The organism is Lelliottia nimipressuralis (genome assembly GCF_004115925.1).
Lineage (GTDB): Bacteria > Pseudomonadota > Gammaproteobacteria > Enterobacterales > Enterobacteriaceae > Enterobacter > Enterobacter nimipressuralis.
The window spans coordinates 12,608-38,714 of sequence record NZ_SDDX01000005.1 but is presented as its reverse complement, the minus strand read 5'-3'; the positions used below and the strand labels follow the sequence as shown (position 1 = coordinate 38,714).

The window sequence follows — 26,107 nt, the reverse complement described above, 5'->3', positions numbered from 1 at the left end:
GAAAAGTAAAATGCATGCAGTTATAAATGAAAAGCAGAGACAGATGACAACCTGGGATTATCCGTTTCGGCGTACTACATTCTCCCGCGTAGGTCCCTGAAAATAGAGGGTACTCACATGGCAGCTTCGGGGCTGTATCAATACAAAACGTACCGCTTCCCAGATTGAACGCCCGTTCAACAACGCCTCACCCATTTTAACCGTGCCATTCGGCAGTTCATTTAAATCGGTCATTTCAAAATCGGGTGGATACAGACCGGTGACGCGAATATTCTCCTTTGCAAGCTGGTGTGACAGCGTCTGCGTAAAACCGCTCAGACCATGCTTACTCGCAAAAAATGCCGGATGTGCAATTGAATCTGTAAAGCCAGGAATACCACATGCTGAGATGATGGAAATAATATCAGCCGAGCTGGAACGTCTTAAGCAGGGAAGTAAAGCCTGAGTGAGTAAAATCGAGCCTGTAAGACCAGAGCTAATGGTAGCAATGCATTCTGATGCGGGTTGATCCTCTAATTCCCCGGACAACCATTGTGCGGCGTTGAGAATAAGGATATCGACCGGTGCATCTGAATTTGTTATTAGCCCTGCGAACTCTTCTATGGATGCCTCATGGGTTAAATCACAGACATAGCCCCTTGCCTTCCCGCCTTCTGCTGAGACGATACCGCAGGTTGTCTGAATATCTTCTGGCCGCCGCGCGCAAAATTCCACGTCAACCCCTTCGCGAGCCAGCCAGACAACCAATGCCTGACCAAACCCACTGCCACCTCCGGTGACAACCGCTCTTTTACCTCGCAACATTCAACCTGCTCCTGTATTGGCGATCCATGAAACGTTGACGGAGATAGTGCAGGTTAGTAGAGCGAGACGTCTTCCCGTTTGTGCCATTCGGTTCAGATTAAGCAAAAAAGTAGACTATTCTCTGTCAGTCCGTTTTTTCGCTTAATTTCTCGCGCAGAAATTCAATGAATACCTGAGCTTTTGCAGGTAACAGACGTGTCTCAGTCAGCGCATAAATGGTGACCTCTTCTGCCTGCCAGTCAGGCAAAACCCGTGTCAGTTTATTATCGATAACATCTTCCTCGACAATTTTATCCGGCAGGATTGCAATGCCAGCGCCCATCTCGGCAAAACGACGCATCATACCAATGCTGTTCATCTGAAAACGCCCGGTCGGCGTGATGCTAATTTCATCTTCTTTACGCTGTAATAACCAGTGGCCGGGCTTGTCCTGGCGCATAGCAATACATTCATGATGTGTCAGTTCATCAGGATTGTCGGGCGTGCCGTTACGACGTAAATACGCCGGGGAGGCATAGAGGCTGCGAGGGAGCGAGCCGAGCTTTCGCGCAATAAGACCGGAATCAGGCAAACTTCCCATGCGAATAGCCAGATCATAGGGTTCCGAAACCAAATCGACATTTCTCGGGGTTAAATCAAAATCGAAGCTTATCCCCGGATGGCAGTCCGAAAACGCTTTGATGAGCGGTGCGAGAATAACTACCGCAAAATCGGCCGGCAAAGAGACCCGCAACATGCCCTGTGGCTGAGCCAGGAGAGAACCGAGCTGCTCATGTGCCAGACGCGCTTCATCAATAATGCGCCGGCTTCGTTCGTAATAGATCTGCCCCGCTTCAGTCAGCTCAATCTTGCGCGTCGTCCGGTGTAACAGCCTGAGGCCGATAAACTTTTCAAGCTCATTTATTTTGCGGGACAGGGTGGAGTTCGGCATGCCGAGAGCCTGAGCTGCGCCACGAAAACTGCGCGCTTTGACGACCTCGACAAAGTAGGACATGTGGTTAAGAAGTTCCATATTCATTGTGCCATTGATGGAATATTCAATTCTGATTTTAGCTATTTATCCCAAAAATTAACAGAGCTATACTTTAGTCATTCGTAGGAGATACCTGCACAAACTCTGATAAATACTAGCTATCTCAGTCAGTTAACCACAAAAGAGGATTACCTTTATGAGCTTTGAAAAATTCACCGCTGACAATGCCGCCATGCTGTTGATTGACCATCAGGTCGGGACGATGGGCTGGGCTAAATCGATGGCGTTTGACGAACTTAAACGCAATGCACTGATGCTGGCTAAATCTGCCGCCATTCTGGATATGCCGGTGGTGCTTACCTCCAGCATGGAAGAATATGCGCAGGGGCCGCTGCTTGAAGAACTGAAATCCATTCTGCCAGAAGAATTTGAAGCACGAATCAAACGCATGGGCATTGTGAATGCCATGGACGATGAGAACTTTGCCGCCGCCGTTCACGCAACCGGCAGAAAAAAACTGATTATTGCGGGCGTAACTAACGACGTCTGTACGGTATACCCGGCGCTGTCGCTGGTTGCAGCCGGGTTTGACGTGCAGGTTGTTGCGGACGCCGGTGCTTCTCCAACCAAAATGGCCGACGACATCGCCCTGCGCCGTATGGATAAGAATGGCATCACGCTTACCACAACGAACCAGCTGATTGCTGAGCTGGCAGGAAGCTGGGCGACACCGCAGGGTGAAAAACTGGTTCAGGTATTAATGGAATCTTTCCAGTAAACACTGAGCTTTTGGCCACTGACCCGGCAGCAAAATCTTTCTGTGGTGGAATGAACAGTGGAAATATACGTCAGCGTATATCATCCCCACAGAAAGCGCCGTGATACTCTTATATTTTTTTTGATGTTCACCCTTTATCCGTTGAGCGTTATTACCTTTACATTTCCCCTCAGCATGCCGGGCTGCTGAATTAATTTCTTTTTATTATCTCAGGGAATTTACCGCCTTTATTTTTCAGCCTACAGGAAAAGAAAAATGAATAAAATATTTACCCCATTCACACTCGGGAAATTAACCCTTAACAACCGCCTGGTTATGGCCCCCATGACTCGCAGCCGTGCTGAATATGATGGCACGCCGGGTGCTCTTGCGGTTGAATATTACGCACAGCGCGCCGGTGTGGGTCTTATCATTGCAGAAGGGACACAACCCAGCGATGACGGACAGGGATATTTGATGACGCCGGGTATTTACACCGACGCGCACGTGGTCGGCTGGAAAACTATCACTTCAGCCGTTCACCGTCAGGGTGGACATATGTTCATTCAGCTTATGCATGTCGGGCGTATGAATCATCCTGACAACACCCCGCACCATCGTCAGGGCGTAGCGCCGTCCGCCATTGCTCCCGGTGTACAGATGTTTACAGCAACCGGGATGCAGGATATTCCGGTGCCACGAGAACTGACAACGGCAGAAATCGCCAGCACCGTGGCTGATTTTCGTTACGCAGCCAGACGCGCGATTGAAGCTGGCGCAGACGGCGTGGAAATCCACGGTGCTAATGCCTATTTGATACATCAATTTTTGACACCGAGCGCTAACCAGCGCACAGATGAATATGGTGGTTCCATTGAGAATCGAGCCCGATTTGCGCTGGAGGTGGCTGCAGCCATCGCCGATGAGATTGGTGCAGATAAAACGGCAATCCGTCTGTCGCCGGGCAGCAAGATCTGGGGTATTGATGAAGGTGAAGAAGGCCCGACGCTTTATCGTTATCTGGTGGCTGAGCTAAATAAACTCGGACTGAGCTACCTGCATATTATGCATATGGGCAATGAGGAATTGCTTAGCGAGCTGCGGGCATTGTGGTCCCAATCGCTGATACTGAATCGGCCAGGCAAAAGCAGAGAAGCCATCGGCGATGATGTCGAGTCCGAATTTGCTGAACTGGAATCCTATGGCCAGATGATTTTGGCTAATCCAGACTTTACCCGTCGTATTAAAACAGGGGCACCGCTGAACAATGCCGATCCGGCAACGTTCTATGGTGGTGGTGCCGAAGGATATACGGATTATCCTGCAATGCACTAATTTCTCGCACGAAGAGAGAGGATGGGCATTTATGCTCATCTTTTTTTGTTGCGCCGCACCGAGTATGAAAATTGCGGTGAGTTTTAGTCATATTACAGGTCACGAAAAGCCCCGCCCCCGTCAGGATATATATTCCACAATTCAGCGCTGAAATTCATGAATACGCCATGAGATGAATATTCACTGTTGATTAACTCACCGTCGTGTCAGAAACGCGCATATCTGTTACATTGCCAGAACCATCGCCCGATTCCGACACGAGGACCTCATGAATAACAACAACTACCAACAACTCACCCGCACGTTCCAGCGTCTCTCCCGTTTCTCCCATCTCTCCTCCATCGCCAGCTGGGACATGTTCGCAATGATGCCGCCGGGCGGGAGCCAGGCGCGTGGGGAAGCACTGGCGGAAATGAGCGTGTTACAGCATCAAATTCTGACGGATAAAAAAGTGGGCGACTGGCTGGCCGCTGCCGAAAGTGAAGATCTTAATGACGTTGAACGCGCCAACCTGCGCGAAATGACGCGCCATTTCCAGCAGGCCTCCCTGCTGCCGGAATCGCTGGTGGAAGCCAAGTCTCTCGCCGGGAGCAAATGTGAACACGCCTGGCGCACCCAGCGTCCGGCTAACGACTGGCAGGGTTTTTCAGCCAACCTGAAAGAGGTGGTTAAGTTCAGCCGTGAAGAGGCGCGTCTGCGTGCCGAAGCCAAGGGCTGCACCCCATACGACGCTCTGCTTGATATCTTCGAGCCAGACATGACCAGCGCCCGCCTCGACGTGCTGTTTGGCGATCTGAAATCCTGGCTGCCCGATCTGCTGGCGCAAGTGGTAGAGAAGCAGTCACAAAAATCGTTCGTTCCGCCACAAGGCCCTTTCCCGACCGCCGTTCAGCGTGATCTGGGGCTGGAAGCGATGAAAATGCTGGGCTTCGATTTTAACGCCGGGCGTCTCGACGTCAGCGCCCATCCGTTCTGCGGCGGCGTGCCGGAAGATGTGCGCATCACCACGCGTTACGATGAAGACGAGCTGCTGAGCGCCCTGTTTGGTGTGGTGCACGAAACCGGCCATGCGCGCTATGAGCAAAATCTGCCGCGCAACTGGCTCGGCCAGCCCGTCGCTCTGGCGCGCTCCACCGCCATCCACGAATCGCAAAGCCTGTTCTTCGAGATGCAGCTGGGCCGCAGCAATGCGTTCCTGAAACATCTGCTCCCGGCGGTACATACCCGCTTTGGCAGTCAGGCGGCGTTTAGTGAAGAGAACTTCATCGCCTGGAACCAGCGCGTGAAACCGGGCTATATCCGTGTTGATGCGGATGAAGTGAGCTATCCGGCGCACGTGGTATTGCGTTACGAAATTGAACGCGCGCTGATCAACGGTGAAATCGAAGTGGACGACATCCCGGCCCTGTGGGACGAGAAAATGCAGGCGTGGCTTGGGTTGTCGACAAAAGATAACTACCGCAACGGCTGTATGCAGGATATCCACTGGACCGACGGCGGCTTTGGCTACTTCCCGTCATATACGCTAGGGGCGATGTATGCCGCACAGCTGTTCAGTGCGGCGAAAACGGCGCTGCCGGGGCTGGAGTCTTCTGTTGCGGAGGGTGATTTCTCGGCGCTGTTTGACTGGCTGAACCAGAACATCTGGCAGCACGGCAGCCGCTTCACCACTTCGCAACTGATTACCCAGGCCACGGGGGAAGATCTTAACAGCCGCTACTTCCGCGACCACCTCACCTCCCGCTATCTGTAATCCCCCGCGCCGGGGCGTGTACCCGGCGCTGTACATTCCGTTACACGCCGATACCAATGACTCACGGAAGCCTCGAATTCATAAGGATATAGTTATTTCAACGGCCCCGCAGTGGGGTTAAATAAGAAACCAAATTCGAGGGTATGAGAATGAAAAAAGTATTAGCTCTGGTTGTTGCCGCTGCTATGGGTCTGTCTTCTGCTGCGTTTGCTGCTGATGCTGCAACGTCTGCTACCCCAGCTCCGGCTGCTGCTGCGACCACGAAAGCGGCGCCAGCAAAAACTGTACACCACAAAAAACACAAGAAAGCCGCTGTAGAGCAGAAAGCTCAGGCCGCTAAAAAGCACCACAAAAAAGCAGCAACCAAACCAGCCGCCACCACCACTACGGCTGCGCCAACTGAGCAGAAAGCCCAGGCTGCGAAAAAACACCACAAGAAAGCCGCTGCTAAACCTGCTGTAGAGCAGAAAGCTCAGGCTGCTAAAAAGCATCACAAAAAAGCAGTAAAACACGAAGCGGCTAAACCAGCTGCACAGCCTGCTGCGTAATCGCACTCGCTAAACCGTGCCCCTCGCGGGCACGTTGCTAAACCGGCGCTGAGCTGTATTTATCGGCGCCGTTTTTTTATCCGGAGGGCGTATGCTGCGGCGCTATCGGTTTGAGTTCATTCTTATCACGCTTATTTTATGCGCGATTATCGCCAGCATGTTTTATCTTTCCTGATTGTAGCACGCTGATTTTACTCCCACTTTAACGCCGTCCCGTCTATAGTATTTTCATAGGGTTCAACTTTTTATAATCATAATTACCCCACCAGAGTGTGATATGCGGAAAACTGTTGTGTTGTTACTGGGAACGTTCTGTCTCTTTTCAGGCCTGGCACATGCAGACGATGGCGATGATAGCGCCATGGCTGCCAAAGAGATCAAAACGCTGTTCTTTGGTCATGATGACCGCACGCGTGTCACCGATCCGACCGGGGCGCCCTGGGATGCCATCGGGCAGCTGGAAACCGCCAGCGGCAACCTGTGCACCGCAACCCTGATCTCACCTCATCTGGCCCTGACCGCCGGGCACTGTTTACTGATCCCACCGAAAGGCAAGCCGGACAAAGCCGTTGCGCTGCGTTTTATCTCCCAAAAAGGTCTCTGGCGCTATGAGATCCACGGCATCGAAGGTCGTGTCGATCCGTCGTTAGGCAAACGCTTAAAACCGGACGGTGACGGCTGGATTGTGCCGCCGGCGGCAGCCGAGTGGGATTTTGGTCTGATTGTTCTGCGCTATCCGCCCTCGGGGATCACTCCTCTGCCTCTGTTTGATGGCGACAAAGCGGCGCTGACGGCAGCCTTAAAAGCCGCCGACCGTAAAGTCACGCAGTCGGGTTATCCGGTCGATCACCTGGATTCGCTCTACACCCACACGGACTGCATCGTCACCGGCTGGGCGCAAAACAGCGTCTTATCCCACCAGTGCGATACGCTGCCGGGCGATAGCGGCTCTCCGCTGATGCTGAAAACCGACGGCGGCTGGCAGTTGATTGGCGTACAAAGTTCAGCGCCTGCCGCCAAAGACCGCTGGCGCGCCGATAACCGGGCGTTATCCGTGACCGGTTTTCGGGAAAAACTGGAAGCGCTGGCGCAGGAATAGCTCAGCCATATTTGATTTCACGTAATTCCATAATCGCCTCGATGGGCATCGGCTGGCTGAACCAGAACCCTTGCAACTGGTCGCAGCCCGCGAGGCGTAGCAGTTTCATCTGCTTTTCGTTTTCCACGCCTTCGGCCACCACCGCCATCCCCAGTGCACTGGCAATCCGCACGGTGCCGCTCACCAGCGCCGCCGCCTGTTCGTCGTTATCCACCAGCCCGGCCAGTGATTTGTCGATCTTGATGGTGTCAAAATTAAAACGGCGCAAATAACCGATGCTGGAGTAGCCCGTGCCGAAATCATCCAGCGCGACGGCGATGCCCAGCGCTTTAAGATTCGAAATCGCCGCCCTGGCGCGCTCCGGGTTTTCCAGCACGTAGGTTTCCGTCACTTCCAGCTGCAGACGCGTGGCCGGAAAACGCGTCATTTCAATGATTCGCGCCACTTTGTCCTCAAATTCGGGATCGCGAAACTGCGCCGGAGAGATATTTACCGACAGCTTCAAATCACCAAAAGGCTCCAGATCCTGACAGGCGCGACGCAGGACAAACTGCCCTAAACCATAAATCAGGCCGCTGGTTTCGGCGATACTGATAAACACATCCGGTCCCAGCTCCCCCGCCGGACGCCGTGGCCAGCGCAGCAGCGCCTCAACGCTGGTCATTTTCTGGCTACGCGCATCGATAATCGGCTGGTACCAGATGTCGAACTCGTCGCGTTCCATGCCGCTGCGGATCTCATTTTCAATCGCCAGCTGCTGCTCGCGCACGCTGTTCAGTTCAGCGTCATACTGGGTGACGCGGCCCTTGCCGGTAATTTTCGAGTGATACATGGCGATATCGGCCCGGCGGAACAGCTCCGAGCTGGTGCATTCGATCAGCGTGCCGCTGGCAATTCCGATGCTGGCGCTGATGTGAATGGTGCGCTCACCGAGGCGCAGGGGCGCACTCAGGAATTCGAGCACGTTACTGGCAAACGCCGCCTGCGCCTGTGAATGGTCGCCGCCAATCAACATCGCAAATTCATCGCCCCCCATGCGGGCCAGCATGCCCCCTTCCGGCACCCGTTCACGCAGGGCGCCGGCCATCATGATGATCAGATCGTCGCCCACGTCGTGACCGTAAATATCATTCACATCTTTAAAACCATCGAGATCGATAAAGACTACGCTTTTGACATCAATATCGCCGCGCAAACTCACCCGCTCCAGCTCCTCAATCAGGGCGCGGCGATTGGGCAGATGGCTCAGCCAGTCCGTCCGCGCCACCCGCCGGGCCTGATTTTCTCCGCGCGCCAGTTTGTACAGCCCGACGCTGCTCAGCAGAATAAACAGCAGGATCAGCCCCGCCGCCAGGGTAACAATTTGCGTGATGTCGTTCGACGCAGCGCTGGCCGCCTGCGCACCGGGCAGTCGCGGCTGCCAGTTGAGATAGCCCAGCAGCTCGCCCGCCGAGCTTTTCAGCGGAACGCTGGCGATGCTGGTGTGATCGACGGTGAAATTGAGATCTTCAATCTGAAAGGTATTGCCCAGATCGCTCAGTATTTGCGGATTCAGGTGGCGGGTGATCACCAGGTAACGGCGCACATCGTTGTGCACCTGCAGGCGGCCAATCATCGGGCGGATTAGCCCAATGCCGACAAACGCTACCCCCTGGCGCGTGCGGGTGATCCCGGCGTAGATATTTTTCTCAGCGCGCAGCGCGTCGGCGTTATCGCGAATCAGCGCCTTCAGGCCATTGCCAAAAAAATCGAGGTTTTTCTCGTGGAAGGCTTTGCTCTGAAACGACCCCCACAACACGTTGAAATGCTCGTCCAGCACGAAGGTGCCGTCGTACAAATTATTGATCTTAAAGCCCGCTCCCCAGGTATTGTACAGCCACTCGGTGTTCAGCACCGGGGGATAAACCTCGCGAACGGCATCATCCCAGACGGCATTATCAATCACCAGCGACCAGACGCGGTTGGCCGACGTCTGGATCGCCCCTTGTACGGAGAGCGCCGAACGATGTTCATCTATTTCGTTGGTTTTACTGCTGATGAGGTGCAGGGAAAGGTAAAGCAGCGCGATGATGGAAACGATCAGGCCGATCCCGGCCATAAAAATCATGACAAACAGGGTTTTCGCGGTGGGAATATTGCGCCAGCTTAATGGGTTATACATTCGCCGCCCTCTCAAAAGCACTTCTTTCTAAGAGTAATACAGGTAGCGAATTTCGCTGCCCGTAAATACAGGCAGCGATCACATCAGGCCAGTTTTATCATGATCATGCCGGCGAGCAGCAGGACCAGGCCAATCCAGCCTTTACGGTTCAGACGTTGACCGAACAAAATCCAGCCCGCCGCCAGCGTTGCGGCGATACCGAAACCGCCCCACAGGGCGTAGGCCACGGAAAGATCGATCCCTTTCACCGCCTGGGACAGCGCGCTGAACGCCCCCAGCACTGCGGCGATTGACATCAGGCCGTAGACTTTACGGCGGAAGCCATCAGAAAATTTCAGGAATACGTTGGCGGCAATTTCCAGCACAATCGCCAGTGCCAGCCACGCCCCATGTACCCACTCAAACTGTTGCATGAGTTGGCTCCTGTGGCTGTTTTTTGCCTTTGCGGGTGCCCGATTTGATCAGCACAATGCCCGCGACCAGGGTGGTCAGACCGGCAATTTTCATCGTTGACAGGGTTTCATCAAATAACATCACGCTGAACAGCGTGATTAACAGAATACCGATCCCCTCCCACAACGCATACGCCACGCCGAGGGCGATCTTTTTAACCGCGAACGACAAGAAAATATACGAAAGGGAAATCATCACCAGCATTAAAATAAATCCGGTGTTGCCATCGCTGACGCTTGCCCATTTCATCGACAAGGTTCCGGTAATTTCAGCGATAATGGCCAGGGCTAACAATATCCAGTAAAACATGGTACTTCTCCTGCATGAGAATATAAATCACTGCGGCTTGTCGAAAACGACAAACCCAAAAATATGAAATAAATCAGATAGCCAGACGCATGGCGTCAGCTCAGGCAGAAGACGGGACTATAGCGCGTTGCGCCAGTGTTGCTCACCGGACAGCAGGCAGAGGGAGGTGGAAAATACAGCGGTGTTATTTGAAAAGTACGTCCTGAACAGATTGTCCATAATATTACAATTATCCGCGGTATTGCTTCTCGTCATTGCGGATGAAAATTGTCCTCGGTAGTTAAACACGCCTGATTTGTACCATAAGCTAAGGATTTACTCAAAACATTTTCAATTCTTTACCCTGCCCGTTTTATTTTCGTTCGCATATAAAATGCGCGTTGCCGTTATTATCATTATTATAAATAAAAAGCGTCACGCGGGAACTCACATGGCTAAGCCCATCATTACACTGAACGGACTGAAAATTGTCATCATGCTCGGCATGCTGGTGATCATTCTTGCGGGGGTACGTTTTGCCGCCGACATCATTGTGCCCTTTATTCTGGCACTGTTTATCGCCGTGATCCTCAACCCGTTGGTGCAGCGTATGGTGCGCCTGCGCGTCCCGCGGGTGCTGGCGATTACGTTGCTTATCACGGTGATTATTCTGGCCATGGTGCTGCTGGTGGCGTATCTGGGCACCTCCCTGAACGAGCTGGCGCGCACTTTGCCGCAGTACCGTTCCTCGCTGGTCGTGCCGTTACAGCATCTCGAACCCTGGCTGCAGCGCGCCGGGATTGAAGTCTCCGTGGAAGAGTTACTGAAGTACATCGACCCCAATGCCGCCATGACGCTGGTGACGGCGCTGCTGTCACAGCTTTCGAGCGCGATGACCTCGATTTTCCTGCTACTGCTGACGGTGGTGTTTATGCTGATTGAAGTGCCGCAGCTGCCCGTGAAGTTGCAGCAGATGATGTCTCGCCCGGTTGAGGGGATGGAGGCGATTCAGCGGGCGCTGGACAGTGTTTCGCGCTACCTGGTGCTGAAAACGGCCATCAGTATTGTGACGGGTCTGGTGGCGTGGGCCATGCTTGCCGCGCTGGACGTGCGCTTCGCGTTTGTCTGGGGGCTGCTGGCCTTTGCGCTCAACTATATTCCCAACATTGGCTCGGTGCTGGCCGCCATCCCCCCTATCGCTCAGGTGCTGGTATTTAGCGGACTGTACGATGCCCTGATCGTGCTGGCGGGATACCTGGTGATAAATCTGGTGTTCGGCAATATTCTCGAACCGCGCATGATGGGGCGTGGGCTGGGGCTGTCCACGCTGGTGGTCTTTTTATCGTTGATCTTCTGGGGCTGGCTGCTCGGCCCGGTCGGGATGCTGCTCTCCGTGCCGCTGACCATTATCGTGAAGATTGCCCTCGAGCAGACGGTGGGCGGCCAGAGTATTGCCGTGTTGCTGAGCGACGTCAGCCATCGCTGATCGCAAACACCGGCTTCGCGATCCTGCCCGCCTCGCGGTAATACGTCAGCGCCGGACGCCACTCTGTAAGGGAAAACAGCGTGGCGTCCCCGCCGTGGCTGGCCTGCAGTTTTGGCCAGATTTCACGAAACTCCCCCTGCCACTCGGCCACGCTCATTCCCGCCAGATAATTACGAATATGAAACCAGCGCACCTGCGGCTGTTGCCGGAACAGCTTCCCGGACAGCAGACCGTAGCTGACAAACACGCCTGCCGCAGGCAGCGAATTCAGGATCTGCTCGGCCACCTCGCCACCCGTGGCGTCGAAGACAATATCCGTCTCTTTGGCGATGGCGTGGATCGCCGCCGTGTCATGGTGTGATATTGGCGTGATCCCCCGCGCTGCCAGCCGGTCGGCGTGAACCGCTGAACGATGAATGCCGTACACGGATTCGGCCCCCGCCTGAAGCGCCCACTGTCCCAGCAGGAGCGCACAGTCCGATCCGGCGGCCGTCAGCAGCACGCGTTTTCCCCGTGGCGGAGAGTGTTTCAACATCAGCTGCGCGGCCAGCGGGTTAATGTACGCGCGCGCGGCAAGCACGGAATCGATAAAGTCGGGCACAGGAACCGCCAGATCCGCCGGGCAATCCACCACCTGCTGCCAGGTTCCCTGTCCGCGCAGCGGCAGCACCCGTTTACCGGTCCAGTCGGGCGGCCCGTCAATCACCACCCCAACCCCCTCGTAACCCGCAATGGCAGGCAGCGGCGTGCGATGGCGATAAGCCCCGGTAATGGGAATCAGATCCGAGGCGTTGACCGGCGCGAACAGCATCTGCACCCGTAACTGGCCGGGAGCCAGCGGCCCGCAGCGGGAGGTTTCCAGTTGCAGCACCGATTCCGGCTCACCAAAACGGCGGTACATTAGCGCAACGTTGTTCATCAGCGGCCCCAAGCAGAGTTAAACCGCACGAGTTTAATGTCTCGCGCGACGAGGGAAACGACTATTTTGCCACAGGCAAATCGGCGTAGCGTGTCGTATACCCCGGCGACAGCATTTCGCGTTTCATCGCCCAGCTTTTCTGGCTGCCCTGACCGGCAAACCAGACCGTTCCACGCCCGGAGAGATTGAGCCGATCGATAGTCTGCATCAGCGCCTGGCTATTGTTTCGCGGCTGGTATTCATCAAACAAATTCAGCTGCGCGACCCCCTGGCTGAAAAAATCGCTCAGCATCACCCCCGCTTTCATATAGCGAAAACCGTCCTGCCAGATCCGCTCCAGCGCATGGCTGGCGACGCGGATGATATCGCGCGTGTCGTTCGACGGGATCGCCAGACGACCGCTGGCCTGAGGGCCATAAAACACTTCATTTTCCGCGTGCGGGCTGGTGCGCATAAACACGCTGATCACGCAGCAGAACTGCTTTTCTGCCCGTAGCTTCTCGGCGGCACGTTCCGCGTAAGCGCACACCGCCTGCTGCATCTCGCGGTACTCCGTAATACGGTGCCCAAAGGAGCGGCTACAGATGATCTGCTGTTTCACTGGCGCGAATTCATCGATTTCCAGACAAGGCTCGCCGCGCAACTCACGCACCGTGCGCTCCAGTACCACATTGAAATGTTTACGGATCACCCAGGTTGAGCACTCCGCCAGCTGCAGCGCGTTTTCAATGCCCATCTGATTGAGTTTTTTGCCGATGCGCCGCCCCACGCCCCACACTTCGCCCACCGGCACCAGCGCGAGCAGCTTTTTCTGACGATCCGGATCGGACAGATCTACCACGCCATCGGTCTTACGCCAGGTTTTGGCCGCAAAGTTGGCCAGCTTGGCGAGGGTTTTGGTCGGCGCGATACCGACGCCAACGGTCAGCCCGGTATTTTTCAGGATCTGCTCGCGGATCTGACGGCCAAACGTCTCAAGCGCGATGCAGTTTGCCACGCCGGAGACATTAATAAAGGCCTCATCGATGGAATACACTTCAATCGCAGGCGCCATCTCCGCCAGGATCGTCATCACGCGATGGCTCAGGTCCGCATACAAGGCGTAGTTGGAGCTAAACACCGCCACTTTTTGCCGTCGCAGTTCATCTTTGATCTTGAAGTAAGGCGCACCCATCTTGATGCCAAGCTTTTTAGCTTCTGCCGAGCGGGAAATAATGCATCCGTCGTTGTTGGACACCACCACCACCGGTTTGCCCTGCAGATCGGGGCGAAACACCGTCTCACAGGAGGTGTAGAAGCTGTTGACGTCAACGAGCGCGAACATGTTTGTGCGATTTCACGGTGTGCGTTACCACCCCAAAGAGCTGCAGCTCGTCCTCTGACTGGAAAACGATGGGAGAGTAATGCTTGTTGTGCGGCAGCAGATGGAGGTACGGGCGGGTGCGCAGCTCTTTCACGGTGAACTCCCCCGCAATCGCCGCCACCACAATATCGCCATGTTCTGCCGTTAACGATCGGTCGATCACCAGCAGATCCCCGTCGCCAATCCCTGCGCCGATCATGGAATCCCCGCTCACTTTCACAAAATAGGTCGCACTGGGATGTGCGATGAGCAATTTGTTCAGATCGAGACGATCTTCGACATAATCCTGCGCGGGACTGGGAAACCCGCACGGGACGCGCTCCAGGAAAAGCGGTAATTCGATGATTTCTTTATGTTCACATGAAAAAACAGGATTCATGATAGCCAACTCAATAATAACTGTATATAAATACAGTATTATGCATTTAGCGATCAGATCAAGTCGATTCTGGCCCGCGAAAATGAAGCCGTTGAAGTCACACGGAATTTAAAAAGGAGAGATCATGCTGAAAGTCATCGCGGAAGATTTTATTAAACCGGAAGCCATTGAGACCGTACTCCCGCTCTACCGCGCGCTGGTGGAGGCCACCAAACGGGAGCCGCTGTGCATTGCCTACGATTTATATGTGGACGAGAAAGATGCCGGGCAATTCGTTTTTATCGAAGAGTGGCCGGATCGTGCCGCGCTGGATGCACATTGCGCGAGCGAACACTTCAGACGACTGGTGCCGATGATTAACCAGCACCAGCGAAAAGCGCCAACCTTTATTCTGATGGGCAGTTTCAGCCCTACAGTTTAAACGTGAAATCAGCGATATACCGCTCGCCGCCTTCGGCAATCGCCTTCGACAGCTTCTTGTAATAACGCTCAACGCCGTAGGCTTCGATGTGCTGGATTTGGGCACGGACCGGTGCGCAAAACAGCTCGGGGTTACCGGCCCCCACTCTTTTGCTGTTGGGCGGCAGCTCGGACGAAATCGCTTTAAACCAGGTGCGCACGGCGCTCTTCAGCGTGGCGGGCACTTTGGCGACGTCGTCGATGCCCGTCAGCACCTGCACCGTGGGAAACTGGTTGGCCTCGACGGCTGTTTTGAGGCGGTTAAAGAACTGGCTGAATAATTCAAACGAGCTTAAATCAGAAATCTTCTGTTTCGTGGAGCCACGGGTTTTGCTGGCCGCTTTCGCACCGCTTCTCCCGCGTTGAGGGCTTTCTTCGAGTTGCAAATCAAACAGCAGATTGCAGTGCTCCCGACGTTTTTTCACATCGGAGAACATCTCCAGAAAGGTAGAGATAAACTGCGGCGTCATCAGATCGTGAAGCTCATGGTTCACCAGCCACTGGGAGCGCGCAAACGCGCCAGGTGTAATGAACCAGTCCGGTGTGTCGGTGAAGCGCCTTGACCGACCTTTGCTGTCAAATTCGACGAACTCTGCCCCGTTCGCAAAGGCGAAACGGCAGTTCTTCAGACTGATGATAGTGTGGTTCATGATCAACGCATCTTTGATAAATCTGGCCACCACCGCACTCATCACAAAGGCGGTGTGCTTATCATCACGGATGACATACTTCAGATCTTCGACAGACTTCACGCCGGGTTCAAGATTATCGAATTCCAAGAAAAGGTGATACATGCCGAGGACTTCCTGATAGCGCCAATCCGCAAAGGATAACACAGATTAATAATGGGGTTGTTAATTGCCAGTATCCCTTTGCAGACACAACATACACTTAATGCACACTACAATAAAAAACATAGCACACTAACATAAATAAAAATCATCACTTCACATAAAAAATAGACACTACAAACTCACTAAAATAAAACTTTTTCAGAATTTTATGCTGTTTTTACGCCCGCTCTTGCAACCATTCTTTGCAGAAATGTTACATCTTTCACGCCCTCTCTCAGGCGCACTATCGACGAAAAATGGGACTTTCCGATTTTAAAGTGCATAAAAAAGCATTTTATTGCATAGGTAAAGATCCCACGTTGAGGTGATGTTTAATTGTTTACATCCCTGTAATTCATTGAGCAGATTTATGATTAAGCCAGAAGCTCTCACGCAGGACCTCACCCCGAGAATGGAAGCGTTTACACACTATGCAAAACCGGATGATTATTTTCCGCTGATTTGCACACTTTCCATACTCAAGTCTTTCCCCTTTCAAATGAAAATCGGCACAAAAACCAGGCGCGTTTTTAACGGATTTAATACAAATTAAACCGCAGTTTCAGAAAGTTGACTTGTAATCACTCTCCACGCATATTTCACAGCACAAATTAACAAGACAACGTTTGGAGGACTTGAGCAATGCCAAGCCGAGATTACCCGGACAAGCGTGTAGCACGCGGTACAGCAAAGGATGCTAACTTAAAAATGTTAAGCGCGAGGATTGAATCCACGCTGGTCGAATATGTCAGAGCCACGGCGTATGAAACGCGGCTGAGTAAGCAGGAAATTATTGCTGAGGCGCTAGAGCTGCACAGAAGAAGCCGAATGACGGAAGCGGCCACGGAATAAAGACGTGGCCGCCGGTTTAACTGGCTGGCTAGTTATTCCGCCAGCGCGTTCAGGGCAGCCAGAGCGTCATCCGGCAGCACCAGATCGCCAGCTGCCAGGTTTTCGCGCAGATGCGCCACCGACGAAGTGCCAGGAATCAGCAGAATATTCGGCGAGCGTTTCAGCAGCCATGCCAGTGCAACCTGCATTGGCGTGGCACCCAGTGAATCAGCAACCACCTGAAGGCCGGACGATTGCAGCGGCGTGAATCCCCCCAGCGGGAAGAACGGCACATAGGCAATCCCCTGCTCCGCCAGCTCATCGATCAGCGCATCGTCGCGACGATTCACGATGTTGTAGAGATTCTGCACGCAGACAATCGGCGTGATGCGCTGCGCCTGCGCAATTTGCGTGGCAGTAACATTGCTCAGCCCAATGTGTTGTACCAGACCCTGACGCTGTAATTCCACAAGCGTGGTTAAAGGTTCTTCGATCGATCCCTCTGCAGGGCCGTGAGCGCTAAACATGATGCGTAAATTCACCACATCCAGCACGTCCAGCTGCAGGTTTCGCAGGTTATCGTGCACCGCCTGCGTCAGCTCCTGCGCCGAAAAGGCCGGCAGCCAGGAGGCGTCAGTTCCGCGACGGGCACCAATTTTCGTTACCAGCGTCAGATCGTCACGGTACGGATGCAGTGCTTCCCGAATCAGCTGATTGGTCACATGCGGGCCGTAGAAATCACTGGTATCAATATGATTCACCCCTGCCGCCACCGCTTCACGCAGCACTGCCAGCGCAGCCGCTTTGTCTTTTGGCGGACCAAATACACCGGGACCAGCAAGCTGCATCGCGCCATAGCCGAGTCGGTTAACCGCGCGAGTCCCTAACGTATAACTGCCACTTTTCTCAATACGGGTCATATGCGTCTACCTGTCTGACTGCCAATTAAGCAGTAGTAAAATTAAAGTTTAGCCCTACTACGTCGATAACAATGATGCAACTTCTGCACATCAAATGGGCTTCCGTCATGCTGAAAAATCTGCACGTTATTACCGGGATTGTCTTTGCTCTCACTATATTCTGCCTGTTGCAAGTCGTCACGGGGGGATTGTTTTATTCCGCTGTCAGCAATGACCGTCATAACTTCCAGAACTCAGGCAACCTGAATGCACAGCAGGAGAGCCTGAGCGACAGCGTCAACACGCTGGTCAAAACTCGCGTCACGGTCACGCGCGTCGCCATTCGTTACCTCAAAAATCAGCGCGACCCGGCCTCTCTGGCGGCGATCAATAAGCTGCTCGGTAACGCCAGCGATTCGCTGACCAAAGCGGAAAACTACTACAGCACCTGGCAGGCCATGCCTCCGGTGAAGGGCCAGCGCCCGGAACTCACGGCTGAAATGCAAAAAGCGTACACCCAAATGCATGAAGTGATGCGCCTGTCGATTGAGTATCTGCGCGCGGATAACTATCAGGCGTATGGCGATCTCGACGCGCAGCAGGCGCAGGATGGAATGGAAGCCGTCTACACCCAATGGCGGGCGGAAAACAACACTCTGCTGAAAGCGGCGGCCAAAGAGAACCAGAACAGCTTTACCCATATGCAGTGGACGCTGGGCACCATTTTCCTGGTGGTGGTAGCGGTACTGATTGTGTTCTGGCAAGGATTACAGCACCTGCTGCTGAAACCTCTGCGCAGCGTGATGAATCATATTCGCACCATCGCCAGCGGTGATTTAACACAAGCTATTTCCATCGACAGCCGTAACGAGATGGGCCAGCTGGCGGCAGGGCTGCATGAGATGCAGACGTCGCTGGTTACGACCGTCAGCGCGGTGCGCGGCAGTACCGATTCTATCTACACCGGCGCGGGCGAAATCGCCGCGGGCAGCAATGATCTCTCGGCCCGTACCGAGCAGCAGGCCTCTTCGCTGGAAGAGACGGCGGCCAGTATGGAAGAGCTGACGGCGACGGTGAAACAGAACTCTGATAACGCGCGCCAGGCGACGCTGCTCGCGAAAAACGCATCGGAGACGGCGGATCGCGGCGGGCGTGTGGTGGATAACGTAATTCGCACGATGACCGAAATTGCCGACAGCTCCCAGCAAATTGCGCACATTACCAGCGTGATCGACAGCATCGCCTTCCAGACGAATATTCTGGCGCTGAACGCTGCGGTGGAAGCGGCGCGAGCCGGTGAACAAGGGCGCGGATTTGCCGTGGTCGCCGGGGAAGTTCGCACCCTGGCGAGCCGCAGCGCACAGGCGGCGAAGGAGATCAAAGCACTGATCGAAAATTCCGTCAGCCGGGTGAATACCGGCTCCGGCCAGGTGAGTGAGGCCGGGGAAACCATGAAAGAGATCGTCGCAGCTGTCACCCGCGTAACCGATATCATGGGTGAAATCGCATCGGCGTCCGATGAACAGAGTCGCGGTATTGAGCAGGTGAGTCTGGCGGTTTCGCAGATGGATAGCGTGACGCAGCAAAACGCCGCGCTGGTGCAGGAGTCCGCTACGGCGGCAGCGGCGCTGGAGGATCAGGCGGAACAGCTGCGCCAGGCCGTCGCCGCATTTCGCCTGAACGTGCAAACGCAGACGATCTCCCCGCGCGCGGCAAACCTGAAAACACCGCAGGTATTGCGCCCGGCGGCAGCCTCCGCCGGAGATGGCAACTGGGAAACTTTTTGATGCACTTAGCGGCTGCGCTTTGCGTGCCGCTCCCGGTTCTCCAGCTTAGCGTCGTCCGATTTTTGTAAGGCTACATAGCACGCACCGCTGCCGCCATGATGGGGCAGCGCAACGCAGACGGCCTGCACGGCGTCGAATTCCGCCAGCCAGCGCGCCAGGTAGCTGCGCACGATATTGGCATGCGAGCCCTCTTCCCGGCCCTTGCCGTGGATGATAATCAGATTGCGTAAACTGTCCTGCTGCGCCTGCTGAATAAATGCAAACAGCATCTGACGGCACTGCTCCACCGGCTGGCGTAATAAGTTCAGGCTGGCCTGACGCGGGTATTTACCCGTGCGTAGCTTATCAATGACTCCCCGCTGAACGCCTTCGCGCTGAAACATCAGCGGTTCGGAAAGCGGCAGAACATCGAGGAAGCCGAGGGTGAGGAAATTATCGAGCTGGGTAGTGTCGATACGCTGGCGGGCACGCGGATTGCGGCTCGGCTGCCAGTTAATATCGGTACTGCGCTTCAGCGGCTGGACATCATCCATGGCGTCAAGAAAAAGCGATTTGTCGTCAGGTTTCATGGTGCTCCTCCCGCTACATCTGAAGGCGTACTATACCTGCGCCCGGCGAGCGTCTCAATATCAGCCGAGCGCCCTGAAAAAATAATAACGCGCAGATATGTATTAAAAAAGCTAATAGATAATCGTGAAGCCGCCTTAAAATAAATTTAACAGGTGATTAAGTGTACAGTTTAAGTTAAAAATAAGTTAAATCATGCACTCCGATCACTTTATTTTTAGAGGAAAGCTGTTATAACTAAATAAACCTGCAACACGGATAATAAGCGGGACTTGCACAAGGATGCACTGCTGTGTGTACTGTAGGGTCTGTCCGATGTCGGCAGGCTCTATTTTTTTATTGTCCTTCGTTGAACATTATTCCACGGGCGTGTCTTCTGAACTGCGTTATTAATGACGCCGTCAACGGTGTTTGTCGGGAATCACGTCTTTGGATTAAATAATAAGCGGCTTTGGGTAATATTTCTTCAACCGGCAACATCACCAGACGGTGCGCCAGCAGAGGGTCGCAGCCCAGCTCCTGCGGCAAAATGCTCAAAAAATCGCTTTGCGCCACCAGGCTAATACAGGACGAGAATGTTTCACACACTACGCCAATTTGCGGTATTTGTGAGCGATGGCGGAATATGTCTTCAAGTTGTTTGTAATAACTTCCGCGCGGTGTGGGCATCGTCCAGTTATAATTCATAAGCTCACTAATGGATTTTGCGCCAATCGCCGGATGACCTTGCCGACAAAATATGGCGAAGGGTTTTTCGAACAGTTTTTCAAAGGTAAATTCGTGATCGTAAGGTCCCTGATAATAGGTATTGATGGTGAAATCCAGCTCTCCCTGGCGTAATTCGTTGATCATCGACACCAGCTGCCCTTCCATAATTCGCACTTTCACCTGCGGATGCTGCTCGTGAAAACGGGTGATCACCGCAGGCATTAACGTCCGGGCCACGCTGGCTCCCATCCCGATATTGATCTGCCCGCCCTGCAACCCCTGACGCTGGCGAATATCATCCTGCGCGGCGCGCAGCTCTTCGAGGATCAGGTTGGCGTGCTGATAGAAACTCTCGCCGCATTCCGTCAGCGCCACGCCTTTACTGCGCCGCACAAACAGCTGTGCAGCCATCCCCTCTTCCAGCTCTTTGATGGATTTGGTTAACGCCGGTTGCGACAGATTCATCGCCCGGCTGGCACCACGAATACTGCCCTGACGCGCCACTTCGACGAACGCGCGGATCTGATGAAATTTGACCTGAAATGACATAGCCCGACCGATAACCGTTGTTTATCAGAGTAAAGAAATTGTCATCTACTTTAATGGAAATGGATGTGCGAGGGTAATTCCTGAACGGTTAAAACTGTGAAAAATTGGTTAGTGATAAGTAAAAACTATCACAGCGTGAAGCAGTTCACATATTTTCATGATGACAGGAAGAGAGATGGATTCATTGACACAATCCCTTCAAAAATTAATGCCTCAGCTGACAACATGGCGTCGTGATTTTCACCAGTATGCCGAATCCGGCTGGGTGGAGTTTCGCACCGCCGCAAAAGTCGCGGAGATCCTCGATAACCTGGGCTATGCGCTGGCGATGGGCCGTGATGTGGTCGATGCCGACAGCCGAATGGGACTGCCCGACGCGGACACGCTGGCCGCGGAATTTGCCCGCGCCCGCCAGCAGGGCGCGCCAGAGAAATGGCTCAGCGCCTTTGAAGGCGGCTTTACCGGCCTTGTCGCCACGCTCAACACCGGTCGTCCCGGGCCGACTCTCGCGTTTCGGGTAGATATGGACGCGCTGGATCTCAGCGAAGCCCTCGACGACAGCCATCGCCCGTTCCGCGACGGTTTTGCCTCCTGCAACCCAGGGATGATGCACGCCTGCGGCCACGACGGTCATACCACCATCGGCCTTGGGCTGGCGCATCTGCTGAAGCAGAACGAATCCCGGCTGAACGGCACCCTTAAACTTATCTTCCAGCCCGCTGAGGAAGGCACACGCGGCGCGCGCGCCATGGTGGCCGCCGGTGCGCTGGATGGCGTCGACTATTTTACCGCGATCCACATCGGCACCGGTGTCCCGACCGGAACCGTTATCTGTGGGAGCGATAATTTTATGGCGACCACCAAATTTGACGTGCGTTTCACAGGCGTTGCTGCCCACGCGGGCGGGAAACCGGAAGATGGCCGCAATGCCCTGCTCGCCGCCGCTCAGGCCGCTCTGGCCCTGCACAGCATTGCGCCCCATAGCGAAGGCGCGTCACGCGTTAACGTCGGCGTCATGCAGGCGGGCAGCGGGCGTAATGTCGTTCCCGCCAGCGCGCTGTTAAAAGTGGAAACGCGCGGCGAAAGCGAGGCCATCAATCAGTACGTGTTTGAACGTGCTCAGGCGGTGATCGACGGTGCCGCTGCGCTCTACGGCGTAAAGGCTGAAATGCGCCTGATGGGCGCCGCGACCTCCAGCGCCCCGTCACCGGCGTGGGTTGACTATCTGCGTGAACAGGCAAGCCAGGTGCCGGGCGTGCGCCAGGCCATCGACAAAGTAAAAGCCCCGGCGGGATCAGAGGATGCCACGCTGATGATGGCGCGGGTGCAGCAGAATGGCGGGATGGCCTCCTATATGGTGTTTGGCACCGATCTGAGCGCCGGTCATCACAATGAAAAGTTTGATTTTGACGAGCAGGTCATGGCGGTGGCGATTGAAACGCTGGCCCGAACTGCGCTCAATTTTCCGTGGACGCGAGGTGTGTGATGCAGGAGATCTACCGTTTTATTGACGATGCGATTGAAACCCGATGTCAGACCTTCACCGATATCGCGGATGAAATCTGGGATCACCCGGAAACGCGTTTTGAAGAGTTCTGGTCCGCCGAACGTCTGGCGAGCGCGCTGGAAGCCGAAGGTTTTGCCCTGACGCGCGAGGCAGGCGGTATTCCGAATGCCTTTATCGCCAGCTTTGGCAGCGGCAAACCTGTGGTGGCCCTGTTAGGGGAATTTGACGCGCTGGCGGGTTTAAGCCAGACCGCGCACTGCGCCAAGCCGCAATCAGACACACCCGGCGAGAACGGCCACGGCTGTGGTCATAATCTGCTGGGAACGGCGGCGCTGGCAGGCGCGGTAGCCGTGAAAAGCTGGCTGGAAAAACACGGCGGCAGCGGCACGGTGCGTTTTTATGGCTGCCCGGGTGAGGAAGGCGGCTCCGGCAAAACCTTTATGGTGCGCGAGGGGCTGTTTGACGATGTGGATGCCGCCGTGACCTGGCATCCGGAAGCCTTTGCCGGGATGTTTAACGTCAGCACGCTGGCGAATATCCAGGCCTCGTGGCGCTTTCAGGGGATCGCCGCGCATGCCGCGAATTCGCCTCATCTCGGGCGCAGCGCGCTGGATGCCGTTACCCTGATGACCACCGGCACAAACTTCCTCAATGAGCACATCATCGAAAAAGCCCGCGTGCATTACGCCATCACCAACACCGGCGGGATTTCGCCGAACGTGGTGCAGGCTCAGGCCGAGGTGCTGTATCTGATCCGCGCCCCGGAGATGGCTGACGCCCAGCAGATCTACGAGCGTATTGAAAAGATCGCGCAGGGCGCTGCGCTGATGACAGAAACCACCGTCGAACGCCGCTTTGATAAAGCCTGCTCCAGTTATCTGCCGAACCGCACCCTTGAAGCCGCGATGTACAGCGCGTTACAGCATTACGGCACGCCTGCGTGGACGGAAGAAGAGCGCGAATTTGCCGCTGAAATTCGTAAAACCCTCACGCCAAACGATCTGCAAAACAGCCTGAAAAATATCGCCGCTACGGGCGCAGACGAGGGTAAAGCCTTTGCCCGTCGACATCATGAGACGCTGCTGGTGGATGAGGTCGCGCCCTACGCCATCACCGATAATGTGCTGGCGGGTTCCACTGACGTGGGCGACGTGAGCTGGAAAATGCCGGTGGCACAGTGCTTCAGCCCCTGCTTTACCGTCGGCACGCCGCTGCACACCTGGCAGCTGGTGGCGCAGGGTCGCACCTCTATTGCCCACAAAGGTATGCTGCTGGCGGGAAAAGTGATGGGCGCTACGGCGCTGAATCTGCTGCAGGACGCGTCGCTTCTGCAATCCTGCCGGAATGAGTTTGAACAACAGATAAAAGAACGACCGTACGAGTGTCCGATCCCACATAACGTGACACCGTCACCTTTAAAATAATAAAACACGCAAACAACAACACAACAGTCCCGAGGAACGCCCATGAGTATGTCTTCCATACCTTCGCATTCCCCATCCGGTAAGGTCTATGGCTGGGTTGAAAGGATCGGCAATAAAGTGCCGCACCCTTTCCTGCTTTTTATCTATTTGATTGTGATTCTGATGATCGCCACCGCCGTGCTGTCGGCTTTTGACGTTAGCGTGCGCAGCCCGGCGGATGGCAGCATGGTGGCGGTGAAAAACCTGCTCAGCGTCGAAGGGCTGCACTGGTTTTTGCCGAATGTGATTAAAAACTTCAGCGGTTTTGCGCCGCTGGGGGCGATTCTGGCGCTGGTGCTGGGCGCGGGTCTGGCCGAACGCGTGGGGCTGTTACCGGCGCTGATGGTCAAAATGGCGTCGGTGGTTAACGCACGTTACGCCAGCTATATGGTGCTGTTTATCGCCTTTTTCAGCCACATCTCCTCTGACGCGGCGCTGGTGATTATGCCGCCGATGGGTGCACTGATTTTCCTCGCCGTGGGCCGTCATCCGGTGGCGGGTTTGCTCGCGGCCATCGCGGGCGTCGGGTGCGGCTTTACCGCCAATCTGCTGATCGTCACCACCGATGTGCTGCTCTCGGGGATCAGCACCGAAGCGGCGAAAACCATTGATACCGCTATGCACGTCAGCGTGATCGACAACTGGTACTTTATGGCAAGCTCGGTGATTGTGCTGACGATTGTGGGCGGCCTGATCACCGATAAGATCGTCGAACCGCGTCTTGGTCAATGGGAAGGCAGCCGTGATGAAAAGCTGGAGACACTGAGCAAGGAACAGCGCCACGGCCTGCGCGTCGCCGGCGTCGTCTCGCTGCTGTTTATCGCGGCAATAGCGCTGATGGTGGTGCCTGAAAACGGTGTCCTGCGCGATCCGGTCAAACACACGGTCCTGCCGTCGCCGTTTATTCAGGGCATTGTGCCGCTGATTATTCTGTTCTTCTTTATCGTTTCTCTCGCTTACGGCATTGCCACCGGCAAAATTCGCCGCCAGGGCGATCTGCCCCATCTGATGATCGAGCCGATGAAAGAGATGGCGGGTTTTATCGTGATGGTGTTCCCGCTGGCGCAGTTTGTGGCGATGTTTAACTGGAGCAACATGGGCAAGTTTATGGCCGTTGGCCTGACCGATGCCCTGGAGTCCGCCGGACTGAGCGGCGTACCGGCGTTTGTCGGGCTGGCGCTGCTGTCATCCCTGCTGTGTATGTTTATCGCCAGCGGGTCCGCCATCTGGTCGATTCTGGCGCCAATCTTTGTGCCGATGTTTATGCTGCTCGGCTTTCACCCGGCGTTCGCCCAGATCCTGTTCCGCGTGGCCGATTCGTCGGTGATCCCTCTCGCACCGGTGTCGCCGTTTGTGCCACTGTTTTTAGGCTTCCTGCAACGCTATAAGCCCGAGGCGAAACTGGGTACCTACTATTCGCTGGTGTTGCCGTATCCGCTTATCTTTTTAGGGGTATGGCTGGTGATGTTAATCGCATGGTATCTTGTGGGGCTGCCAATTGGACCGGGGATTTACCCACGGCTTAATTAAGGGACAAAGGATGCTGAGATTACTCGAAGATAAGATTGCCACGCCGCTTGGCCCGCTGTGGATCATTGCCGATGAGCAGTTCAACCTGCGCGCGGTGGAGTGGGAAGAGCACAGCGACCGGATGGTGGAACTGCTGAATATCCACTATCGTGGCGGCTATGAGCGCGTCAGCGCAACGAACCCCGGCGGGTTGAGCGCGAAAATGGCGGACTACTTCGAGGGCGATCTCGGCATCATTGATACCTTACCGACCGCCACGGCAGGCACGCCTTTCCAGCGCGAAGTGTGGCAGGTGTTGCGCACCATTCCCTGCGGGCAAATTATGCATTACGGTCAGCTTGCCGAACAGTTAGGCCGCGCGGGTGCCGCGCGTGCCGTCGGTGCCGCCAACGGCTCAAACCCGGTCAGCATTGTGGTGCCCTGCCATCGCGTGATTGGCCGTAACGGCACCATGACCGGCTATGCCGGTGGTGTGCAGCGTAAAGAGTGGTTATTGCGCCACGAAGGCTATTTGCTGTTGTAGAAATCCAGGCTTTTAGTGCTTAATTTTCTATGATTTAGGTCATTATTCCACAATCAAGCTGTGGAATTTCAAGAAGATGGCGACACAATGTCGCCACTTGCCGCTATTGATGGTTTCCCAGGCTTACGCACAC

27 protein-coding genes are annotated in these 26,107 nt (G+C 54.8%); 14 read left to right on the top strand and 13 right to left on the bottom strand.

What is annotated here, in order from left to right; all coding sequences use genetic code 11:
- Positions 1 to 57: 57 nt before the first annotated feature.
- Together ETG88_RS05055 and ETG88_RS05050 are read right to left on the bottom strand one after the other, a co-directional pair.
- On the bottom strand, positions 58 to 804 hold the full coding sequence (locus ETG88_RS05055; protein WP_129034833.1) for an SDR family oxidoreductase: 747 nt from the start codon (positions 802 to 804) through the stop codon (positions 58 to 60).
- Between the two features lie 124 nt (positions 805 to 928).
- Positions 929 to 1,816 (bottom strand): LysR family transcriptional regulator, encoded by an 888-nt coding sequence (locus ETG88_RS05050; RefSeq protein ID WP_129034832.1) that lies wholly within the window; start codon positions 1,814 to 1,816, stop codon positions 929 to 931.
- A 157-nt stretch (positions 1,817 to 1,973) separates the two neighbouring features.
- Between ETG88_RS05050 and ETG88_RS05045 the strand changes: the two genes are divergently transcribed.
- From ETG88_RS05045 to ETG88_RS05025, 6 genes are all read left to right on the top strand, one after another.
- Positions 1,974 to 2,555 carry an isochorismatase family protein gene (locus tag ETG88_RS05045; protein WP_102103606.1) on the top strand — a complete coding sequence of 194 codons (582 nt, stop codon included), beginning with the start codon at positions 1,974 to 1,976 and terminating at the stop codon, positions 2,553 to 2,555.
- Positions 2,556 to 2,810: 255 nt separating this feature from the next.
- Positions 2,811 to 3,869 carry an alkene reductase gene (locus ETG88_RS05040; protein WP_129034831.1) on the top strand — a complete coding sequence of 353 codons (1,059 nt, stop codon included), beginning with the start codon at positions 2,811 to 2,813 and terminating at the stop codon, positions 3,867 to 3,869.
- 268 nt (positions 3,870 to 4,137) lie between these two features.
- Complete coding sequence (locus tag ETG88_RS05035; RefSeq protein WP_129034830.1) at positions 4,138 to 5,622, top strand: carboxypeptidase M32; 1,485 nt, start codon at positions 4,138 to 4,140, stop codon at positions 5,620 to 5,622.
- A 149-nt stretch (positions 5,623 to 5,771) separates the two neighbouring features.
- On the top strand, positions 5,772 to 6,170 hold the full coding sequence (gene asr, locus ETG88_RS05030; RefSeq protein ID WP_095281884.1) for an acid resistance repetitive basic protein Asr: 399 nt from the start codon (positions 5,772 to 5,774) through the stop codon (positions 6,168 to 6,170).
- 91 nt (positions 6,171 to 6,261) lie between these two features.
- Positions 6,262 to 6,345 (top strand): small membrane protein YdgU, encoded by an 84-nt coding sequence (gene ydgU / locus ETG88_RS22680; protein ID WP_095281883.1) that lies wholly within the window; start codon positions 6,262 to 6,264, stop codon positions 6,343 to 6,345.
- Positions 6,346 to 6,447: 102 nt separating this feature from the next.
- A complete protein-coding gene (locus ETG88_RS05025; protein WP_100780326.1) occupies positions 6,448 to 7,269 on the top strand; it encodes a trypsin-like serine peptidase in 822 nt (273 codons plus the stop codon).
- A 1-nt stretch (position 7,270) separates the two neighbouring features.
- Here the strand turns inward: ETG88_RS05025 and ETG88_RS05020 are convergent, their stop codons facing one another.
- The 4 genes from ETG88_RS05020 to ETG88_RS22625 all read right to left on the bottom strand — a co-directional run bounded on the left by ETG88_RS05020 (position 7,271) and on the right by ETG88_RS22625 (position 10,480).
- Positions 7,271 to 9,430, bottom strand: coding sequence for a bifunctional diguanylate cyclase/phosphodiesterase (locus ETG88_RS05020; RefSeq protein ID WP_129034829.1), 2,160 nt, complete (start codon positions 9,428 to 9,430; stop codon positions 7,271 to 7,273).
- A gap of 83 nt (positions 9,431 to 9,513) precedes the next feature.
- Positions 9,514 to 9,843, bottom strand: coding sequence for a multidrug/spermidine efflux SMR transporter subunit MdtI (gene mdtI / locus ETG88_RS05015; protein ID WP_100780328.1), 330 nt, complete (start codon positions 9,841 to 9,843; stop codon positions 9,514 to 9,516).
- Entirely contained in the window at positions 9,830 to 10,192 is a 363-nt protein-coding gene (gene mdtJ / locus ETG88_RS05010) for a multidrug/spermidine efflux SMR transporter subunit MdtJ (protein WP_100780329.1), read from the bottom strand. The genes mdtI and mdtJ overlap by 14 nt, the downstream gene beginning before the upstream one ends.
- 117 nt (positions 10,193 to 10,309) lie before the next feature.
- Positions 10,310 to 10,480: a protein YdgV gene (locus ETG88_RS22625; RefSeq protein WP_095281878.1), complete on the bottom strand. Its 171-nt coding sequence runs from the start codon at positions 10,478 to 10,480 to the stop codon at positions 10,310 to 10,312.
- A 142-nt stretch (positions 10,481 to 10,622) separates the two neighbouring features.
- Here ETG88_RS22625 and ETG88_RS05000 point away from each other — a divergent pair, with 142 nt between their 5' ends.
- Positions 10,623 to 11,657 carry an AI-2E family transporter gene (locus tag ETG88_RS05000; RefSeq protein ID WP_100780330.1) on the top strand — a complete coding sequence of 345 codons (1,035 nt, stop codon included), beginning with the start codon at positions 10,623 to 10,625 and terminating at the stop codon, positions 11,655 to 11,657.
- Here the strand turns inward: ETG88_RS05000 and ETG88_RS04995 are convergent.
- The 3 genes from ETG88_RS04995 to umuD all read right to left on the bottom strand — a co-directional run bounded on the left by ETG88_RS04995 (position 11,644) and on the right by umuD (position 14,318).
- Positions 11,644 to 12,576 (bottom strand): zinc-dependent alcohol dehydrogenase family protein, encoded by a 933-nt coding sequence (locus ETG88_RS04995; protein WP_129034828.1) that lies wholly within the window; start codon positions 12,574 to 12,576, stop codon positions 11,644 to 11,646. The genes ETG88_RS05000 and ETG88_RS04995 overlap by 14 nt on opposite strands.
- Positions 12,577 to 12,637: 61 nt before the next feature.
- A complete protein-coding gene (umuC, locus tag ETG88_RS04990; RefSeq protein WP_129034827.1) occupies positions 12,638 to 13,900 on the bottom strand; it encodes a translesion error-prone DNA polymerase V subunit UmuC in 1,263 nt (420 codons plus the stop codon).
- Positions 13,884 to 14,318, bottom strand: coding sequence for a translesion error-prone DNA polymerase V autoproteolytic subunit (umuD, locus tag ETG88_RS04985; RefSeq protein ID WP_100780333.1), 435 nt, complete (start codon positions 14,316 to 14,318; stop codon positions 13,884 to 13,886). Before umuD ends, umuC begins: the two co-directional genes overlap by 17 nt.
- 124 nt (positions 14,319 to 14,442) lie before the next feature.
- Here umuD and ETG88_RS04980 point away from each other — a divergent pair, with 124 nt between their 5' ends.
- Positions 14,443 to 14,739, top strand: coding sequence for a putative quinol monooxygenase (locus ETG88_RS04980; RefSeq protein WP_129034826.1), 297 nt, complete (start codon positions 14,443 to 14,445; stop codon positions 14,737 to 14,739).
- Here ETG88_RS04980 and ETG88_RS04975 read toward each other — a convergent pair.
- A complete protein-coding gene (locus tag ETG88_RS04975; protein WP_129034825.1) occupies positions 14,729 to 15,571 on the bottom strand; it encodes a hypothetical protein in 843 nt (280 codons plus the stop codon). The two genes, ETG88_RS04980 and ETG88_RS04975, sit on opposite strands and share 11 nt — an antisense overlap.
- Before the next feature lie 681 nt (positions 15,572 to 16,252).
- Between ETG88_RS04975 and ETG88_RS04970 the strand changes: the two genes are divergently transcribed.
- Positions 16,253 to 16,462, top strand: coding sequence for a hypothetical protein (locus ETG88_RS04970; protein ID WP_100780337.1), 210 nt, complete (start codon positions 16,253 to 16,255; stop codon positions 16,460 to 16,462).
- A gap of 32 nt (positions 16,463 to 16,494) precedes the next feature.
- Here ETG88_RS04970 and ETG88_RS04965 read toward each other — a convergent pair whose 3' ends face one another.
- A complete protein-coding gene (locus ETG88_RS04965) occupies positions 16,495 to 17,361 on the bottom strand; it encodes an aldo/keto reductase family oxidoreductase (RefSeq protein WP_129034824.1) in 867 nt (288 codons plus the stop codon).
- A 107-nt stretch (positions 17,362 to 17,468) separates the two neighbouring features.
- Between ETG88_RS04965 and tcp the strand changes: the two genes are divergently transcribed.
- Positions 17,469 to 19,127 (top strand): methyl-accepting chemotaxis citrate transducer, encoded by a 1,659-nt coding sequence (tcp, locus tag ETG88_RS04960; protein ID WP_129034920.1) that lies wholly within the window; start codon positions 17,469 to 17,471, stop codon positions 19,125 to 19,127.
- A gap of 5 nt (positions 19,128 to 19,132) precedes the next feature.
- Here the strand turns inward: tcp and smrA are convergent, their stop codons facing one another.
- A complete protein-coding gene (gene smrA / locus ETG88_RS04955; protein ID WP_100780340.1) occupies positions 19,133 to 19,696 on the bottom strand; it encodes a DNA endonuclease SmrA in 564 nt (187 codons plus the stop codon).
- A 334-nt stretch (positions 19,697 to 20,030) separates the two neighbouring features.
- Positions 20,031 to 20,951, bottom strand: a complete 921-nt coding sequence (locus ETG88_RS04950) for a LysR family transcriptional regulator (protein ID WP_100780341.1) — start codon at positions 20,949 to 20,951, stop codon at positions 20,031 to 20,033.
- Positions 20,952 to 21,126: 175 nt separating this feature from the next.
- Between ETG88_RS04950 and ETG88_RS04945 the strand changes: the two genes are divergently transcribed.
- The 4 genes from ETG88_RS04945 to ogt are packed head-to-tail and all read left to right on the top strand — an operon-like array spanning position 21,127 to position 25,974.
- Entirely contained in the window at positions 21,127 to 22,437 is a 1,311-nt protein-coding gene (locus ETG88_RS04945) for a M20 family metallo-hydrolase (protein ID WP_129034823.1), read from the top strand.
- The gene (locus ETG88_RS04940) at positions 22,437 to 23,882 is read left to right on the top strand and encodes a M20 family metallopeptidase (RefSeq protein WP_129034822.1); all 1,446 of its coding nucleotides are present in this window, start codon (positions 22,437 to 22,439) and stop codon (positions 23,880 to 23,882) included. The genes ETG88_RS04945 and ETG88_RS04940 overlap by 1 nt, the downstream gene beginning before the upstream one ends.
- Before the next feature lie 42 nt (positions 23,883 to 23,924).
- The gene (abgT, locus tag ETG88_RS04935) at positions 23,925 to 25,451 is read left to right on the top strand and encodes a p-aminobenzoyl-glutamate transporter (protein ID WP_129034821.1); all 1,527 of its coding nucleotides are present in this window, start codon (positions 23,925 to 23,927) and stop codon (positions 25,449 to 25,451) included.
- 10 nt (positions 25,452 to 25,461) lie between these two features.
- Positions 25,462 to 25,974 carry a methylated-DNA--[protein]-cysteine S-methyltransferase gene (gene ogt / locus ETG88_RS04930; RefSeq protein WP_129034820.1) on the top strand — a complete coding sequence of 171 codons (513 nt, stop codon included), beginning with the start codon at positions 25,462 to 25,464 and terminating at the stop codon, positions 25,972 to 25,974.
- Positions 25,975 to 26,107: the final 133 nt, after the last annotated feature.